Here is a 16,168-nt window from a genome sequence, read left to right on the forward strand (position 1 = left end):
TTGAAAAATGAAGGTTCTCTAGTCGCCTCATGTTGCGCGGGCGCGTCAGATTGGAAACATCGATATCTCGAACCTGACAATCGCGTCATTAGCCTTGACCGTACACACCACGCCGTCAAAGGTCGAAGGCTGGGATCTGGCGCGTACACCCAGTGTGCCGCTGCCGACGGGGCGCATGTCGCCGGCGCCAGTGCAGAAGATCATGTCCCTTGCGTAACTTGGAAAGGCGGCGCTTCGGCAAAAGCGGCCAGTTAGCGCTGCGCGAAAGAGCACTCCGAAGAAAAAGCCCCGACCGAAGGTCGGGGCTCCTCGATCCGCCGCAAACGTGTTGAGATCGCCATTTCCAACCACCGGAAACAGCTTGTAGTAAAGCCGAAGGGTCATCATATCGACATCCTGGTGAATGCGATCCGTCCCGACAGCGGGGAAGGTCACGTTGCTCTCCGGCATGAACAGGTGGTCATACTCGACGCCAACTGACCAGCTGGGCGCGAAGTTAACTTTCCAGGCCAGCCCCTACGGCGCGCCCCCAACGGACATTATCGCTTTTAGCAAGCTCCGCCCCAGTGACCGTCGGAGTTGGTCTGGTCTGTTTTGCTGGTCATCACAGGACCGCCTGGCCTAAAGCAGCACGGGAATGCGTAGCCGAGCTAGCCGGTGAGCAAGCCGAACGCATCCGTCTTGGTTCGATTGATGTTCGACGGGAAAGCGGTGCTGATATTTGGAGCCGCTGAAGTTTGCCCAGTTGCCCCGGCCTTCAACGCCGTAGACCACATTGAAGATCTGCCAGCGATAGCCAATCTGGCCACCGATAGTGCCGGCCGTCGTACCATGGCAGCCTTCGGGAGTAACGCCTGCGAAATCCTAGCAGTTATGGCTCGAATCCAGCCGCCGTTATGCCCACTATAGTAACCGGTCCAGTCACAGATCGCGGGAGCGACCGACAGCTGCGGCGCGTTGGTTTGGACAGGCTGTGGAGCGAGATCCGCGCCAAGTGCGGGACCGCCGCGTTGATTGCGACGATGCTTGCAGTCAGAAGCAGAAAATTCTTCATTGGAGTGCTATTCCACACTTGAGCCCGGCTCTGCGCGTCTTGGCAACATCATCGTGAATTGCTGTAACTTCAGCACAACATTCCTCAGAAACGAAATCGCCCTAATCTCACGTTGCGTTAGGTACTGGAGCTAGAATCCCGCCATTTCCAGAATTTTAGCGTCATGCGCGTATTGGTTCAGGCACGTGGGAGTTAGCTGCCAAACTTGAGAAGGCGGCTCGCATCAAAGAGCGCAGTTAGTGCAGATCTCGGCAAAGCGCCCGACAACGAAATGCGCGTCCACGGTCCGTGAGCGGCGGGTTCCGATCTTGGGCATCGTCGACTAACTTCGGAAAGCGTTGAAGGCATCGACCCTTCCGAAGGTTTCCTGTCGGAACGACCACCGAGCTGCGCAATCATGGTCTTGACGCATCGATGATGTGCCATCAGTGATCATCGAATGCTGCCGCGCACAATGTCTGACGTCAAACAACCCTCAACTCCTTAAAGCTTTGCGGTATGTTGAGGAGATGTCTGATGCTCAGCTCCTTGAGCATCCGGCTAAACATGTCCATCGACATATTCCTAACGCCCGCTCAACAACCTCATCAGCCAGGACACGTTCGCGGTGCCATTCCGCTCCGGCGTCGTCAGAAAGTTATGCAACCGCTTTGTGGCCGGTGACGTCCTCGAGCGCTTTCACTTCCGTATGTGGCTGTTGCGCCAAATCGCGGTCTCTCGTGATCGCCTGGTATTCTTCAAAGAGCTTGGAGAAAGCGGGAACGATGGCCGGGCCTGCGTGCTCAAAACAGCAGCCCGGGATCGAGCATCGCTATGAAGTACAAAAGCATCTAGCCGATGCTTTCGCCATCCGTGTGAAGGCGACGCTGGAGAACAGGAAGACATGGATTGTAGAGATTTGTTTTGGGTGCGTCGCTGCTAATTCTGCCGTGAGTCGTCATCCCTTGACGAAAGCGCAAGATGAGGCAAGGTCAATTCACCTTTGCCTTCGGCGAGACAGGTTTGGAACTTTTGCGCGGCGGCAGTCAGAACTGGCACCTTCAACGCGGTTTCGTTCGCTAATCGCACGCTGCAGTCAATATCCTTTTTGGCGTTTCTGATCGATATTGCCAAAGCATCCGGCTTTTCGTCCAACAAAAAGGCCGCAAAGTTTTGGAATATCCCGCTGTTGGTCGCGCCGCGACTGACCAAGGAGCGTAAGATTGCAAGGTCGACGTCAATGGCATCGGCAAGCTGGCAAGCTTCCGCTACCACTGCCGCCATGCCCATCGTCATGCTATTATAGACAAGTTTGAGCTTATGGCCCTGTCCAATATCACCCACATGGACGATGTTCTCGCAAAATGCGGTAAGAACACGAGCCGCCATAGGAAACGTGTTCTGATCAGATCCAACGATGGCGTTGAGACGCCCTTGCTCTGCTTGTTCAGGGCTTCGTGTTACGGGGGCATCTATGAAGTGCAATGCATGCTTTTTGGCCTGTTCGGCTAGAGTGAGGGTTGAAGCAGGATAGGACGTGGTGCAGTCAAGTATCAAACTTTGTCGGGGCAAATGTGCAAATAGCCCATGTTGCCCAAGGCAGACTTCCTCGACCTCGCAACTTGAGGGCAGGGATAAAACGACGGCACTTACATGCCGGGCCAATTCGGAAATTGCGGTGTGCTCATGAGCACCCATGCCAGTCAAGCGTTCCGCGCCAACACGGGTTCTGTTGACTTTGATATGCAGTTGAGTGCCATGACGCAAAAGACTGATTCCTATGCCTGTTCCCATGCGCCCCGCGCCGATCAGGCCGATTCGTTGTCCGACTTTCCCAGGCGTTTCAGTTGACGGAGTTTCAGTCATGTTCTGCGTCGTTATGAGTTCTGAAAAAGGCCACGCTCCTGCAGAATGGGCAGCAGCTTATGATGGTCCTCGATGAGATAATCCGGCTGCGCCGCTCGCAGACGCGTCTCGGAAACAAATCCGCCCGTAATGGCTACGCTGATCAAGCCAAGTTCGCGTGCAATATCCGTTTCGACCGGCATGTCCCCGACGATGAAAGTTGAGCTGGGGTCCAGATTGTATGCTCGCATATACAGACGAAGCCGCTCTCCTTTGCTTATGCCTTTATATTGAGTAGCGCGGCTTTCAAACGCCAGAACCTCCGCGACACAATCTTCGATTCCATGTCTTCGCAATTGGGTAATAAGGGGGACGACTATATGGTTACTGACAATAATGCTGGAAACGTGTTGTTGACGTGCCGTTTCCAAAATGCAACGCGCGCCGTCGCGCAGATCGGCTTTGCTCGCCAGTGGTTCGTAGGTGTCGTGAAAAATAGCACTGTCATGGCTATCCACCGTTTCTATTTCACTCTGCGACATTCCTAGATTGCGGAAAAAAACCGAAAGTGGAACATCGAAATGATCCCGAAACGTTTGCATATCAATGGCAGCGCGGCCTAAGCGACCCAAAATGGTGTTCGTCGTTTGTAGCAAGGCGTCGGCGTCGTCGAGGAGAGTGCCGTTCCAGTCGAATACAAGAGCAGGTTTCATTATGGCCTCATGCTGCAGACGTTTTCGTTGAGGTGAGCTCGTCGATCAATCTATTCAAATTGTCGTCTGCGCGTTTTTGCCCGCCAGGGGTCGGCATCTCGAACGTAAACGCAGAAAGATCGATTCCCTCATGTCCCCGCGGCAGCAAGGAAAGCAGATCTTCAAAGGGCAAATACGTAATGGTAGCAGCGTTGATCGATAGAGCAATTGTGCGTTCGATCACCCGAAGCGTTTGCGGCGCGATCCTATGAAAGCGCAGGCTATCCTGCCGCGTTTCGGGTGCCAGGCTTTTCCATATTTTCCAAAACGCTAGCTCATCTATGGTCTCGATACCCATGCCGTAGTAATTTGGTGCAACGATAGGCGGCGAACCGATTGCCCAATGCACAGCCTTTGCCCCAGCGGCAAGGAGCATCTCCGTCACTGCGCGGCTTGTATCGCCACGAATAAGAGCTTCATCGGCTACGACGATGATTCTATCCGTGACGTCGTTCGTTGCGACGCGGTACTTTTGCCAGATGAGCGAGTTGCGCTCGCCAAGAGACCCGATAAGTGTGCGCTGAGAGCGGTTTACTGCGATCACCTCGTGCCGTTGGACGAGCGCACTTTGCTGCTTGGCCAGCGATGCAAATAGACCGTCGGCATACGGTGTCCCGGTGCGCGGCATGGAAGAAACGATTATGGGAGCGGAGCTTGTTTCGACCGCTAATCGCGGCCAGACAATTCGGCCCAAGGTCATGCCTATATCATGACGAGTTGCTAGATGAGATTGCCCTTGCACCAACGTTCTTGCATTTCCCAGATAAAGCGTTTCGTAGGCGCAAAGCTTGGGACTGTGCCGAGCCTGGCCCACAAAGTGATCAAGGCAGTCTCCCGTTCTGCCGTTCACATGCTTGATGTGACTTGGCCGAATTTCGTCGACTCGGCCTTGTAGACCAGAGAAAGCACTGTTTTCTGAGGCAAAAAGTAGAAAACCATCTTCGGTTTGCATGAATTCCAAAGGCCGCAAACCCCTGCGATTGCGGAAGGCGGTCAGATTTCCTAGGCCATCCAACAAGAGTGCACTGACGGCTCCGTCAACACCCTTGTCAATGTCTTGGAAAACCTTCTCGTAGTTAACCGGCAGACCGTGCTGCCAATAATCTCTTTGACAAATGTTCTCGATAAGCTTGAGCAAGAGCTCCGCATCGGTGTTGCCGCTGATGGAATGACCTTCGGCGTGCAGTTCTTTCCTAAGTTCATCAGCGTTGACCAGAGCCCCGTTCAAACAAACCGTCAAACGGCGGCAGGAGGTTTTATGATTGTCAAAGGGCTGGAAGTCGGCGTCACTCTTCTCTCTGTGAGAGGGAGTGCGAACGTGTGCTATAGCTACATGCGGTCTGAAATGCGCGTCCTGCTCAGTGAAATCAACACCTGCTAGTGTGCCTGCTGGCCGGCATGACTTTGTATGTTGAAACCGTTCTTCATGCATAAACGCGGCAACGCCGAACCCCTCCTGTCCACGGTTTTCAAGCCTCGGCACCATGTGCTTGAGCTGATCGTAAACCGTCCTTTGTGAGCGGCTTGAAGGCAGCAGAAATGCGCCTGCAACACCGGACATGCTATGTCTCCTTGATCGACGATTATGGCTATCGCCCGGTTGTTGGTTTCCACCCTGTCCGGTTGCAGACATCCAATGTCTAGAACCGACACCGAGCGGAGGTAATCCGTCGGCTCGCGCGAAGCACATGGTTTCGCGCCTCAGCAAGCAAGGCTCGTACCAAGCCCTCTTTCGCGCGCATGAGACTTCGCCGAGATTGGCAAACGAAGTGTGTGATTCGAAAAGGCCGCCCTGATCCGGCTGCCGGACTTCCGAGATGGCGGCCACCAAAAGTCAGCTTTGGTGGGCACGGTGCCTGATGGGGGCTATCCCGCGATGCTCCGCCTAGAAGCCGCAGCAAAGAGGGTTACGCGACTGTTGCCGCGGCGGGAATGTCTTTGTCCAATCCTCAAGCGGCCAGTCCCAACCGTACGCTGAAGAACGAAGACGTTCAGCGAACTGGACGCCCCACCGAGGGACCATCGGGCCCTGTTTGCTGTTTGAATTCGTGCGCGCTCCGATCTCCTTGATGTCACGGAGCGAACAGCGCTGTCCGCCGTTGTTGCCGCTTTGAAGGGGTAGACGCTCCGTGACGGCATCGATGCGCAAAGTGAAGGCTATTGAAGCGTCACATAAATGAGGAGGCGTTTGTGAACGAAGCTCGCACGATTGGGCTAGACTTCACAGAATGTAGTTTCAGGCACATGGCGCAGACGCGAGCGAGGTCGGCAAGGGGACCGTATTATGTTTTGACTCCCCTATGTTTGTTTTCAGCCGTGTCGTCTTGAAGACGTTCATGTCCGGCCGCTGACATCAGGCTAAAATGTTTCCGCGCGCGCTCGCAAAGCACATGGTGTTGTTGTCTTGCAGCAAGACTAGCATAACGGTTTTCGGCATGTTGATTGCAGCGACGGTGAAGGACGCATTTCAAGAACAGCGGTCTCTCGCCGTCACGATTCAAGAGTTTAGATGAAAGCTATCTATTCTAACGAGCAACTCCGTCATTCTTCGAACGTTGGCGGCGCTACGCAGCACAATGGATGGCATCGCGCGACCGGCCATATTGCCGACACGGTGGAAATCTCGAAATCATCCAGGATCTCAAGCCCAGCGCGGCAGGTAATCGCAGATCAGGTGGCGACAAGCGGCCGTTCCGACGGCCAGGGGCATCATGTGGATTGCCGAAATGCAGAAGCGCCCGCAGATCAACTTGTTCGCGCAAGAGCGAAGCAAAGCGCCCGGCTAGGATATTTGATGAGCTCAACGCAAGCAATTCGTAAACGCCACGCCTGTATCTGGCAACCAGGCGCCCTGTGGATCTGGAAACGCGGAGCGTTCGCGGCGAGGCGAGACGACATGATTTCGCTACAGCAGGCTCAAATGCGTGCGATCCCCTACGAGAACTTTGATGTTCTGCTAGGCGATATCGCCGATCTGACTGAAAGTCGATCTGGGCCAAACTGATCAATGCCCGGCGAGGCGGCTATTGCTTCGAATTGAACAAGTTGTTTGGCTTGGCGCTCGAAGCACTCGATTTCACGGTCCGGGCCATTCTTTGCAGGGGGCGCATGGGGGCTCCGGAAGGTGGCCCACGCACACATCAGGCATTGATCGTGACCATAGAGGACTGCGACTGGCTTGCCGATGCCGGCTTTCCCGGTCCGGCACCGATTGCACCGCTACGAATCGATACGAAGGAGCAGCAAATAGTTGGCCATGACGTGTTTCGTCTGAGGGCCGACCCCGCCAGTGGAGAGCTCGTACTTGAACGCAAGAACGAAGATGAATGGTTCGCGGTCCGCCAGTTACATTACGGGGTGCGATACCAAGCAGTCAATCAGCTGTGCTACCCTCCACTCCTTGGCGGCAATGGCAATCATCTTCCGCGAGATCACGCTCATCTCGATTTCTTCAATTCGGCAACGCGTCCTGATGCATGAAGGATCAGGCGCGCCGGATGTTGCTTTGCCGCGAACAGCTGATCATTAGTGATGAGCCCGGTCTCGACGAGGGTGTCCAGAACCAGGTTTGCACGCGCACGCGCATCCGGAAGAGCAACATGCGAAGGTAGATCTAGTGGCGCATTTATCAGGCGGGCAAGCAGGGCTGATTCGCCAAGTTCGATATCCTGAACCTGCTTGTGGAAATAACTCTGCGCAGCTTCACTGACGCCGAAGATGCCGCGTCCGATCTGCACAGGGTTTAGGTAGACCTTCAAGATTTCATCCTTGCTGAGCCGCCATTCGAGCCAAATTGCGACAAGCGCCTCCTGAATCCTGACTTCCAAATTGCGTTCATCTGAGGGGAATAGAATCTTCGCAACCTGCTGGGTAATGGACGAGCGCACGGCGTTTGTGCCCGGGCCGGCATGCAATGAGAGCGCGATCGCGGTAAGGTCAATCCCGAAATGGCTATAGAAGCGGCGATCCCCCAGTTGCCAGGGTCGCCTTGACTAGGACGTCCGGAAGCTCCTTCACTGAAATCGAGCTGTACGTCGCGCAAGCGCTGGTCAGACCGGTGCGGCATTCCGGCAGACAGAGTGTGGGATCGGCGCCCTCGCTGCATTCCTGATCACCTGCTTTTCTGAAAAAGCGGGGTTTGCCACGATCATTGATAGTATGAGGCTGATGAGCCCGAACGTTAAGGCCTCCGAGAGCGGATCGACGATCGTACAGCGCAAAGATCGGCGACCAAGCCTCGCACCGCGCATAAGCTTCGTTAGCATGCAGGCAATCGAATAGACACGCCTGGCTTCAGCCATCATCCGATCTTGGATTGGGGTTCGTCTTCGCGGTATAGTCTGACGCGCTTGCGTTTCAAATTATTTGAACTTAGCGCGTCGAAACGCGTGCCGCTTGCGGGACGCCGCTCCGTTCGGACGTCCCCGCCGAAGAAACGCATCTGTCGTAGTTCTGGAGCCGCGACACGCCGCAGCACAACGTAAGAACTCGCGCATCAGCTGCACCTTGCCGAGGGGGCCGGCCGCGAATTCTGCAGATGAGAAGAGATCCCAGGCGCGTGAATTGTTTAGCCCTCGCGGGCTATTGTCGAGCGCTTCTGGTCCGCAAGATGTGGTTCTGGTTGCCAGCAGGCGGGTTGCTCGAGCGAGTTGCGCGACGGCGCGTGACTGCTGCAGCTCTCTGCGGAGCGGGCCGTAGCCATATGCAGCCGCGCGCGCTCTCGTCGGCTGCGAAAACGCCGAGTGCGGACGCCGTAGCTGGCCCCACCGGCGGCGACAATCGAAAGGACAATAAGAGCTGCCACCATCATCTCAAGCGCGCCTCGCAGATCCTCAATGTGCCGCGCCGGCACCTTGAGCCCGGAATGTGTCTCGGTTCGAAGAATCGAACCGCTGGTTGGTACAACTTGACGCCAGGTACGATTCAAGTCCGCTAAGGGCCAGCTCTCGATTCAGTCAGGTGTCGGTTCTTGTTAGTTGTGATCATTCAGCGTAGTGGGGCTGCGAAATTCTCTTGCACCACGAACTTGCATGACGGCGGCGTAACGATCGCAACGTGGCTTAAATGGTGCAAATCATGCTCCGCGCTTGGCTATAAGCAGTGCAGCAACTAGGCCTTCATTGGGAAGCTGCAAAAACAAACGCCAACGCGCGAGTTCATAGAAGTGCAATTGTCAACCCACATCAAGATCGTCCCGATTTAGCCGATTTGGCGAGGAGCCCACATGCAGCGTCTTTTGTCCGACAAGAAATCCGCCTGGTGGCCGAGGCATGCGACCAGTCCGGCTTAATCCGCCTGCAGCGCGCAGCCGGCGCGTCTGGCCCGCCCTTTGCTGTAGTGATGGACCCACTGTAGAGCTGAATGAAGCTGACCGCCGATTTTCGGGGAGCTCGGTCCGGCGCGGTCTCACTGTGCGGTCGACAGCGCTTTCGATCTGGGAAGAGAGCTGCTCCAAGGTTGGGATACGATACAGAGTTCTCGAGTTGTAGCGCCTGAGACGAGTTGCAGATTTATAGTAGTGGGCATTCGCCGCGCATTTAAGCGACGCGATCCCAGATAGGAGAGGTATGGATCGCATCGCTTGGGATAAACTCTTGCCAGAGCCCAACACGCAATTGTCTCATCTCGGTCGCGCGCCCGCTAAACACGCCGGGATGGTCAATGTTCCTGTCTATCGAGGTTCCACGATCGTTTCGGAAACCCTCGAAGAGTGGGATAGGCGCAAGCAGAATCCAGTGACGAACTACGGACGATTCGGCTCACCGTTGTCCCGTGCTCTCGAGGCTGCCATTTGTGAACTGGAGGGCGGGTATCGTTCGATCTTGTTCCCTTCGGGGCTCTCTGCGTGCTCCCACGCACTTCTCGGGATCCTGAAGGCCGGAGATCATGTTTTGATCTGCGATAACGTCTATGAACCGGTGAGGATGTTCGCGAACCAGGTTCTAACTAGATTTGAGGTCAAGGTGGAGTACTTCCATCCCACTCAGCCTTCGGATCTACTCGCGAAGATTGGGACAAAAACGCGAGCTGTGTACCTGGAATCCCCGGGGTCCATGACGTTTGAGGTACAGGATCTGCCCGCGCTGTGCGCGATCGCACATCAATCGGGTGCGCTCGTGCTCATGGACAATACTTGGGCGACGCCGCTCTATTTCAAACCCTTTCTCCATGGCGTCGACATCTCGATCCATGCCGCGACCAAGTATATCGTTGGTCATTCCGACGCCCTTCTGGGCATTGCTACCGCTAACAAGGAAGCGTGGCCGCTCCTGCAGCAAAGCGCTCATCATTTCGGGGAGATTGCTGGGCCAGATGACATCTATTTAGCTCTTCGTGGACTGCGCACACTAGCCGTTCGCATGAGGCAGCATTACGAAAATGGCCTCAAGCTGGCTCAAAGCCTGGAAGACCACCCGGCAGTGGGCCGGGTTCTACACCCTGCGCTCCAAAACCATCCTGGCTACAATATTTGGAAGCGGGATTTCTTGGGTGCAAGTGGCCTATTCGGCGTCGTTCTGAAGCCTATCTCCAAGGCCCAGCTTTCGGTTTTCTTCCAGAAACTGCGCCTTTTTGGAATCGGATTGTCGTGGGGTGGGTACGAAAGCCTTGTGCTGCCTGTCGATGGTCCTCAACGAACGGAAGCAACGGTTTCATTTGATGGACCATTGATTCGTATTCACGCCGGCATCGAGGGGCCGAGTGATCTCATTGCGGACATGCATCAGGCGCTGCAAGCCGCCTGCGAACACTGCGTGAGCGACGCTGCTTACCAGGATGAGAGCAGAGACGGGTGATTTCAAGGGCAGTATTGATGGCGCGGAGGAGACCGATAAAAGCGACGCTTGGGGGTGCTATGCTTACCGCACAACGAGCCACTATCGTCGCGAGATCACGCCCGAACTCGTCTCCGCCCGAAACGCGGCAACTGGAATCCGAGCAGATGTCAGTAGTGCAGACGGTCGCGAGTTCTGGGCATGTTGGCCGAGCGGACCGATGATCTACCATTTGTAAAGCGGATTTATGGCCGTGCATCTCCGAGGTGGAGCACCAGCCCCGTGCAGGAAGACCATGCGCACGGCTTCTGTCTGTCAATGTGCGTGAACAGAACGCCCATGATGTGCGGTCAGGTGAATGTCATTTAAGCCGCAGGTGCCATTGCCGTATTCGGATGATTCGCTCGCCCAAACATGTCCGGGTGCTTTTGAACACGAGCGCTTGGCAATACGCGATCGCGCAACCGGGGATCTCCAGGGTTGCGTTCGGTACGGCGCGACCGCCATGGCAGACCGGTATCGCAGCGGATGCATGCCATTTCTGCGTCTAATTGCCTCTGCGCCCTATGACGCGGGCGCTGGGCCTAGCTAGCTCGGCTGGCCCCCGGGGCAGGGGCGGGAGGCTGACCAACGCGTAAACGATCGTTCGCGTACTTGCCGATGCAACATATATTTTTCAGCTAGCGCGAACAAGGTTGTCTCTCTTGCGACGAATGTCCGAATTCTAACAGTGAACGTTGCGTCCCCAGTTCTCCAGCACTCGTGCTTTTGCGGCACTGCTCCTGGCGCCTCAGCTGGTACGACATTTGCTGGACGCTTCAGGTCCGCCTCCTCCCGAAGAAGCGCATGCACAATGTTCTTTATCGAGCAACTATCCGATCTCAGCCAAGTCGATTGCAGCTCATGACGAGAAGTATGATTGTCGCGTTCGGTCGGGCACTTCGCAGAGAGGAGGCTGAAGTGGCGCAGGGCCCCTGCCCAAATCGATCCACTCAAAAGACGCAGCACCGGTTGCCTAGGTCGGTGGCGGAGGCACCAAATCGATCTATTTTGCTTCATCGAATGCGCAAAACAGAGTCGATCTCCCGAGGTGTTGTTCAATCTGCTTGTGAGCTGTTCGAGCGAACAGGGCTTCAGTCAAGTCGCTTACGGGGCGCTGACGGACGCGGAGCCGACCCGCCGGCCAGAGTATCTGCCAGCCGCCGTGACAGTGAACTTTCCTTCCGCGTGGTGCGAGCGCAATGCTGAACGCCGATACAATGCCATCGATCCCGTGGTTCGGCGTACGACGATGCAGTCGGCTCCGTTTCTATGGGATCAACTTGCTCACAAATATCAATTGCAACCCGGCGAAATGCGTGTGTTGAACGAGGCCAAAGAGGCCGGTCTGAAGCACGGCGTAACCGTACCACTGTTCGGACCATTTGGACAACTATCTGTCGCATCCTTTGCATCCAGGTTCGACGATGTCGACCCTGAGTATCGCCTCAGTCGTCTCAACGCATTGGCTTAGCAGTTTCATCATGCATTTGCAGAAATCGCGCCGTCATCGGAGGGCAGATGCCATATCCAATCCAAGTGGCCCTATCCGAACGAGAAAAGGATTGCCTCCGCTGGGTGGAAGAGGGGAAATCATCCTGGGAAATCGGAGTCATCCTGAGAGTAAGTGAAAATACCGTGAACTTTCACCTGAAGAACGCGATGCGAAAGCTAGAGACGAACAGCCGTACCCATTGCGTTGCTAAGGCGATTCGCCTCGGTCTTATCTGACGTTTCGGCGCCGCTGCCCCGTATCGAGCTATGCCGGAGTCACGAGCGAGCGATCTGACCAGCGTGACAATATGACAATAGCAGCGAGGACGTTCAGCCCAAGGTGCAGAAGATGCTGTTGCCGCGAATAGCTGACAAGCCTGTCATCTCGATCGTCTTCGGGAGCCTCGATGCGCATCCCGCCGAGGGTTGTTTGTGTCTTCGATGCGTGAGAGGTTCGCACGATTGCCTAAATCCGACGTGGACTGGCCATGACGGGACACCATTCGCCGCATCGATGACACGCGTGCGACAGTGATCTTCGCAAGCTGGTTGGTTGTGGATGCCGCCACTCGTCCAATATGGGAGCAGTTTTTGGGCTTGAATTGCGACAACCTAGTCGCCTGGGACCCGCCCTCGCAAAAAACAAGCCCCGGCCATGGGCCGGGGCTTCCGCCGTTCGTACTGCGGATCAATATTTCAGAAGAAACGGGCCGCCGAACTTATAGTTGAGCCGTGCAGTCAGAAGATCGAGATCCTGGCGGATGCGATCGGTTCCGCCTGCGGGCGTGGGGAAGTGCACCGCTCCGGGCTGCATGAATAGGTGGTCGTACTCGAGACTGACCGACCAGTTCGGCGCGAAACCGTACTCAATCCCAGCTCCCAATGCACCACCCCAAAAAATGTGGTCGCTCTTCCCAAGCTGCGCGCCCGTGAGGGTCGGGCTAATCTGATAGGTATTGCTCGTCACTGCGGCACCAGCTTTGGCGTAAAATAATACGTTGTCCACGGCATAACCGAACTGCCCCGTTACCACGCCGAACGCATCAATCTTGGTCTTGTTGATATCCGCAAACGCGACGCTGTCATTCGAGCCAGTCAAATCAGCCCAGTTCCCCTGGCCTTCAACACCAAGCACGATCTGGCCCATCTGCCTTCGATAGCCGATCTGGCCACCCACAGTAGCGCCGGTCGCATCATGGCAGCCCTCAGGCGTGCCGCCATTGAAGTCCCAGCAATTCGAGCTTGAGCCCAAGCCGCCGTTCATACCGACGTAGTAGCCGCTCCAGTCGTAGATCGTAGCCGCAACAGGCTGCGGAGCTTTGGTATAGAGAGGCTGGACGGGCTGCGCAGCCAGATCCGCACCGAATGCGGGCGCCACCGCGCCAAGCGCCACAATGCTTACAGTCGCAAGCAACAAGTTCTTCATTTCTACTCTCATGTCTTGAGTGCCCCGAGCCTCGCGCGTCTTAACAACATCCGCGCGAATAGCTGTAGCTGCATCGCAACATTTGGGCCGAAAGGAATGCTTGAACCGAACCCTGCGTCAGGTTGCGGCGTTGCGGATCATCTTCAACTGCCTCGCTATGCTCCTTCGCGTGCGAACGTAGATTGCGTAAGCGTGGGCGAAAAGCGGGTTGCTGATCTCAGCGGATGAAGCGCACCGCAAGCCACATGACGCCCAGCCACACCGCAACCGAAAAGAGCAAAGCGCTTTGCAACGCTCTTGCTCTGATCCTGTGACGCCATCGAAGGAGCTGCGATGAGCAACCGGTGAAGCGCCGACCCCGTACAACAGCTGTCACTTCATCGTAATCTGCGAACCGGAAGTGAGAGCGATGCTTGCGAATATACGCCAGCCGCTCAGTGGGTGAGAGGCACTGTGCCCACACCTCCCCTGCCTCATCATCAAAACACCCGCTATTCTCAAGGACCTCGGCTAGGCGCTCGTCAGGTTTCATGATGCATCCGCTGTACTGACTATCGCGGATCGAGTTCTAGGAGGGAAGCCTCACCTTCGAAACCTCTCAGTTTAGGTAGGCGAGTTCAGGTGAATCGAACTCGGCCAGGAAGCATTTGTCACGGTCAATGCGGTGCTGATCCTGCGCGAGATGAAAGTCGAAGTCGTGCGATAACTCTGGATCTCTCTTCTCGCCCAGTGCAGATAGCCCCGGGCATCGAAGCGGCGTAGATGCCGCGGGAGAGTGAAAGGTGCTCCTTGTCGATGCTGTCGTGCTCGCCGTCGCATTCAGTTCAAGCGCTAACTCGCGTGCCAGACATGTCTTCCGGAGGAAAGGCCAAATGCGATCCGGGCGCGTTGACCAGCCTGCTTCGCAAGCATGCGCCCCATGCCGAGCTCATCGGATTCGAGACTGGCGCGATGGCGAGTTGGCTGTGGCACGAACGTCGCAGGGTTGATCTTCCCGTTGTCTGTATCGACGCTCGGCATGCGCACGCACCCTTGTCGGTTCGCATGAACAAGAGTGATCAAAACGACGCGCGAGGCCTCGCCGAACTGGTGCGGGTCGGTTCGTACCGGGAGGTGAAGGTCAAGAGCAAAGAAAGTCAGAAGATTCGTGCGATACGCGTTGCGCGATCTCGCCTCGTGACCATTCGCCGGGATATCGAGAACCAGGTTCGCAGCCTGATCAAGGAGTATGGAGTATTGTTCCCTCGCGCAATCGGCCTGCAGTTCCGCCACCAGGTCCACGAGCTCTTGGGCGATGATCATCAGCTCCTGAGCGTGATAGCGCCGCTCTTGTCGATCCATGAGAACGTCTGTCAGCAACAGGATAGGTCCGATGATCAAGTCCGCCGGTTGGCAAAGCAGGACGAGACGACGCGCCTTCTGATGACGGTCCGGGGCGTTGGCGTCGTGCTGCCCTAACTTTCCGTCATACGATCGATGATCCCTCGCGCTTCCGACAGGCCTCGACAGTTGGCGCCTATTGGGGCTTACGCCGCGACGCAACCAATCCGGTGAAACTGATACCAACGGCAAGATATCTCGTTGGGGCGATCGACTTCTACGAACTTACCTATTCGAACCCGCAACAGTTCTGCTGTACCGAACAAAGAAATGGTCTTGCCTCAAGGCCTGGGGCATGAAGCTCGCAAAGCGGATTGGCTTGAGGATTGCCCGGAAGATCGCCGTAATCCTGCACTGCATCTGGGTCGATGGCACATCGTTCGACTGGGGCCAGGCGATGGACGCATAATCCTGTTTTCCAAGCTCCTGGTCCGGCTCCGCCGGACCGGCGATGTCCCGCTGGGACGGTGGTCGTGGCGACCTCGGTCAATCGGCTGGTGGCGGTTCGTCCGCACTCCGCTGCAAACGTTGAGGCGCTCGATCCGGGCATCATCATGAGGCGCGCTCACGACCTCGGAAAGGACCATGACCCCAGCTACGACATCAATCCAGTTACGCCGAAGCCGCCAACGACATCGATTATTCAATGCCACTAGGCGATCGTCTCGCCATCCGCGATCGCTCCGTCTCCGCAACCCGACCAGCTCCGACGGAGCAATCGCTACCGGCGTGCCACTGGGGAGAAAGAAAGCAGCTTGACAACAACCCGCAATTAAAGGGCCAATTGACAACGCGCGCCACCGGCCAGATGCGCGTCAAGCGCCGCCATCCGGGATCAGAAAGCTGGCGGTTAGCTATGTGGATTTGGAGAATATTGGTAAAATCTATTGTTTTGATGCGAGGTATCCGTGCTGTGAATGGGCCAAGAGGGATCCATCAACACTGATTGCGTGAGCCGATCCTCTTGAGTCAACTGCTCAGGCGCATGCCGAAGAATGGCTCAGCATGCGACCGTCCATTCGGTGAAGGTCCAGGCATCGAACCATCTCGGGAACGCGAATCATGATGCTTGAGCTGGATCAACTCAAGCGCTGCTTCCCACGAGCAGAGTCGAGCCTACGCCGCTGCCTAATGACGACACCTGGCCGGTCCTTTCGATGATCAAGTTACAGAGCTGAGGGGGACTCGCACATTGGCTTGAAGCAGCGGACCATTAAAGATGGCCAGAGAAGCCTGGTTCGGGATGCTCGAGAAAAACAACCTGCAGCATTTCGGCAGCTGCGCACCCAAGCTTGCTCCATTCCCATCAGCTTCATAGCTGCTCAGGAGCTCAATCGAAGCCGCTCGGCTAACCAACGCTGCACAGCAAAGTGTCCGGGCAAGCGCTCGCTGGAGCGGGGCATGGATCAATGCATCTTGGGACGAG

The 16,168-nt window shown here is 56.1% G+C and carries 13 protein-coding genes and 1 pseudogene; 8 read left to right on the forward strand and 6 right to left on the reverse strand.

Annotation, left to right across the window (positions count from 1 at the left end):
* Positions 1-360 precede the first annotated feature (360 nt).
* The 4 genes and pseudogenes from IVA92_RS00955 to IVA92_RS00970 form a co-directional block, all read right to left on the reverse strand.
* Positions 361-1,054, reverse strand: a pseudogene (locus IVA92_RS00955) (outer membrane beta-barrel protein); the annotation flags it as partial.
* A gap of 918 nt (positions 1,055-1,972) precedes the next feature.
* Positions 1,973-2,899 carry an NAD(P)-dependent oxidoreductase gene (locus tag IVA92_RS00960; protein WP_247281293.1) on the reverse strand — a complete coding sequence of 309 codons (927 nt, stop codon included), beginning with the start codon at positions 2,897-2,899 and terminating at the stop codon, positions 1,973-1,975.
* An 11-nt stretch (positions 2,900-2,910) separates the two neighbouring features.
* The gene (locus IVA92_RS00965; RefSeq protein ID WP_247281294.1) at positions 2,911-3,591 is read right to left on the reverse strand and encodes an HAD hydrolase-like protein; all 681 of its coding nucleotides are present in this window, start codon (positions 3,589-3,591) and stop codon (positions 2,911-2,913) included.
* Positions 3,592-3,598: 7 nt separating this feature from the next.
* Entirely contained in the window at positions 3,599-5,191 is a 1,593-nt protein-coding gene (locus tag IVA92_RS00970) for a class II glutamine amidotransferase (protein ID WP_247281295.1), read from the reverse strand.
* A 948-nt stretch (positions 5,192-6,139) separates the two neighbouring features.
* On the opposite strand from IVA92_RS00970, the gene IVA92_RS00975 reads away from it, so the two are divergent.
* Together IVA92_RS00975 and IVA92_RS00980 are read left to right on the forward strand one after the other, a co-directional pair.
* A complete protein-coding gene (locus IVA92_RS00975; RefSeq protein ID WP_247281296.1) occupies positions 6,140-6,634 on the forward strand; it encodes a hypothetical protein in 495 nt (164 codons plus the stop codon).
* Positions 6,635-6,666: 32 nt separating this feature from the next.
* A complete protein-coding gene (locus IVA92_RS00980) occupies positions 6,667-7,110 on the forward strand; it encodes an arylamine N-acetyltransferase (protein WP_247281297.1) in 444 nt (147 codons plus the stop codon).
* Here IVA92_RS00980 and IVA92_RS00985 read toward each other — a convergent pair.
* Positions 7,068-7,604, reverse strand: a complete 537-nt coding sequence (locus tag IVA92_RS00985; RefSeq protein ID WP_256464989.1) for a transglycosylase domain-containing protein — start codon at positions 7,602-7,604, stop codon at positions 7,068-7,070. The two genes, IVA92_RS00980 and IVA92_RS00985, sit on opposite strands and share 43 nt — an antisense overlap.
* A 1,593-nt stretch (positions 7,605-9,197) precedes the next feature.
* Here IVA92_RS00985 and metC point away from each other — a divergent pair.
* From metC to IVA92_RS01000, 3 genes are all read left to right on the forward strand, one after another.
* A complete protein-coding gene (metC, locus tag IVA92_RS00990) occupies positions 9,198-10,424 on the forward strand; it encodes a cystathionine beta-lyase (RefSeq protein ID WP_247281299.1) in 1,227 nt (408 codons plus the stop codon).
* A 1,069-nt stretch (positions 10,425-11,493) separates the two neighbouring features.
* Positions 11,494-11,916, forward strand: a complete 423-nt coding sequence (locus IVA92_RS00995; RefSeq protein ID WP_247281300.1) for an autoinducer binding domain-containing protein — start codon at positions 11,494-11,496, stop codon at positions 11,914-11,916.
* A 47-nt stretch (positions 11,917-11,963) separates the two neighbouring features.
* Positions 11,964-12,173: a helix-turn-helix domain-containing protein gene (locus IVA92_RS01000; protein ID WP_247281301.1), complete on the forward strand. Its 210-nt coding sequence runs from the start codon at positions 11,964-11,966 to the stop codon at positions 12,171-12,173.
* A 451-nt stretch (positions 12,174-12,624) separates the two neighbouring features.
* Here IVA92_RS01000 and IVA92_RS01005 read toward each other — a convergent pair whose 3' ends face one another.
* The gene (locus IVA92_RS01005; RefSeq protein ID WP_247281302.1) at positions 12,625-13,362 is read right to left on the reverse strand and encodes an outer membrane beta-barrel protein; all 738 of its coding nucleotides are present in this window, start codon (positions 13,360-13,362) and stop codon (positions 12,625-12,627) included.
* A gap of 795 nt (positions 13,363-14,157) precedes the next feature.
* On the opposite strand from IVA92_RS01005, the gene IVA92_RS01010 reads away from it, so the two are divergent.
* The 3 genes from IVA92_RS01010 to IVA92_RS01020 all read left to right on the forward strand — a co-directional run bounded on the left by IVA92_RS01010 (position 14,158) and on the right by IVA92_RS01020 (position 15,398).
* Positions 14,158-14,820, forward strand: coding sequence for a transposase (locus IVA92_RS01010; protein WP_247281336.1), 663 nt, complete (start codon positions 14,158-14,160; stop codon positions 14,818-14,820).
* A 61-nt stretch (positions 14,821-14,881) separates the two neighbouring features.
* Complete coding sequence (locus IVA92_RS01015) at positions 14,882-15,151, forward strand: transposase (protein ID WP_247281303.1); 270 nt, start codon at positions 14,882-14,884, stop codon at positions 15,149-15,151.
* 64 nt (positions 15,152-15,215) lie between these two features.
* The gene (locus IVA92_RS01020; protein ID WP_247281304.1) at positions 15,216-15,398 is read left to right on the forward strand and encodes a hypothetical protein; all 183 of its coding nucleotides are present in this window, start codon (positions 15,216-15,218) and stop codon (positions 15,396-15,398) included.
* Positions 15,399-16,168: the final 770 nt, after the last annotated feature.

The organism is Bradyrhizobium sp. 154, assembly GCF_023073875.1.
GTDB lineage: Bacteria > Pseudomonadota > Alphaproteobacteria > Rhizobiales > Xanthobacteraceae > Bradyrhizobium.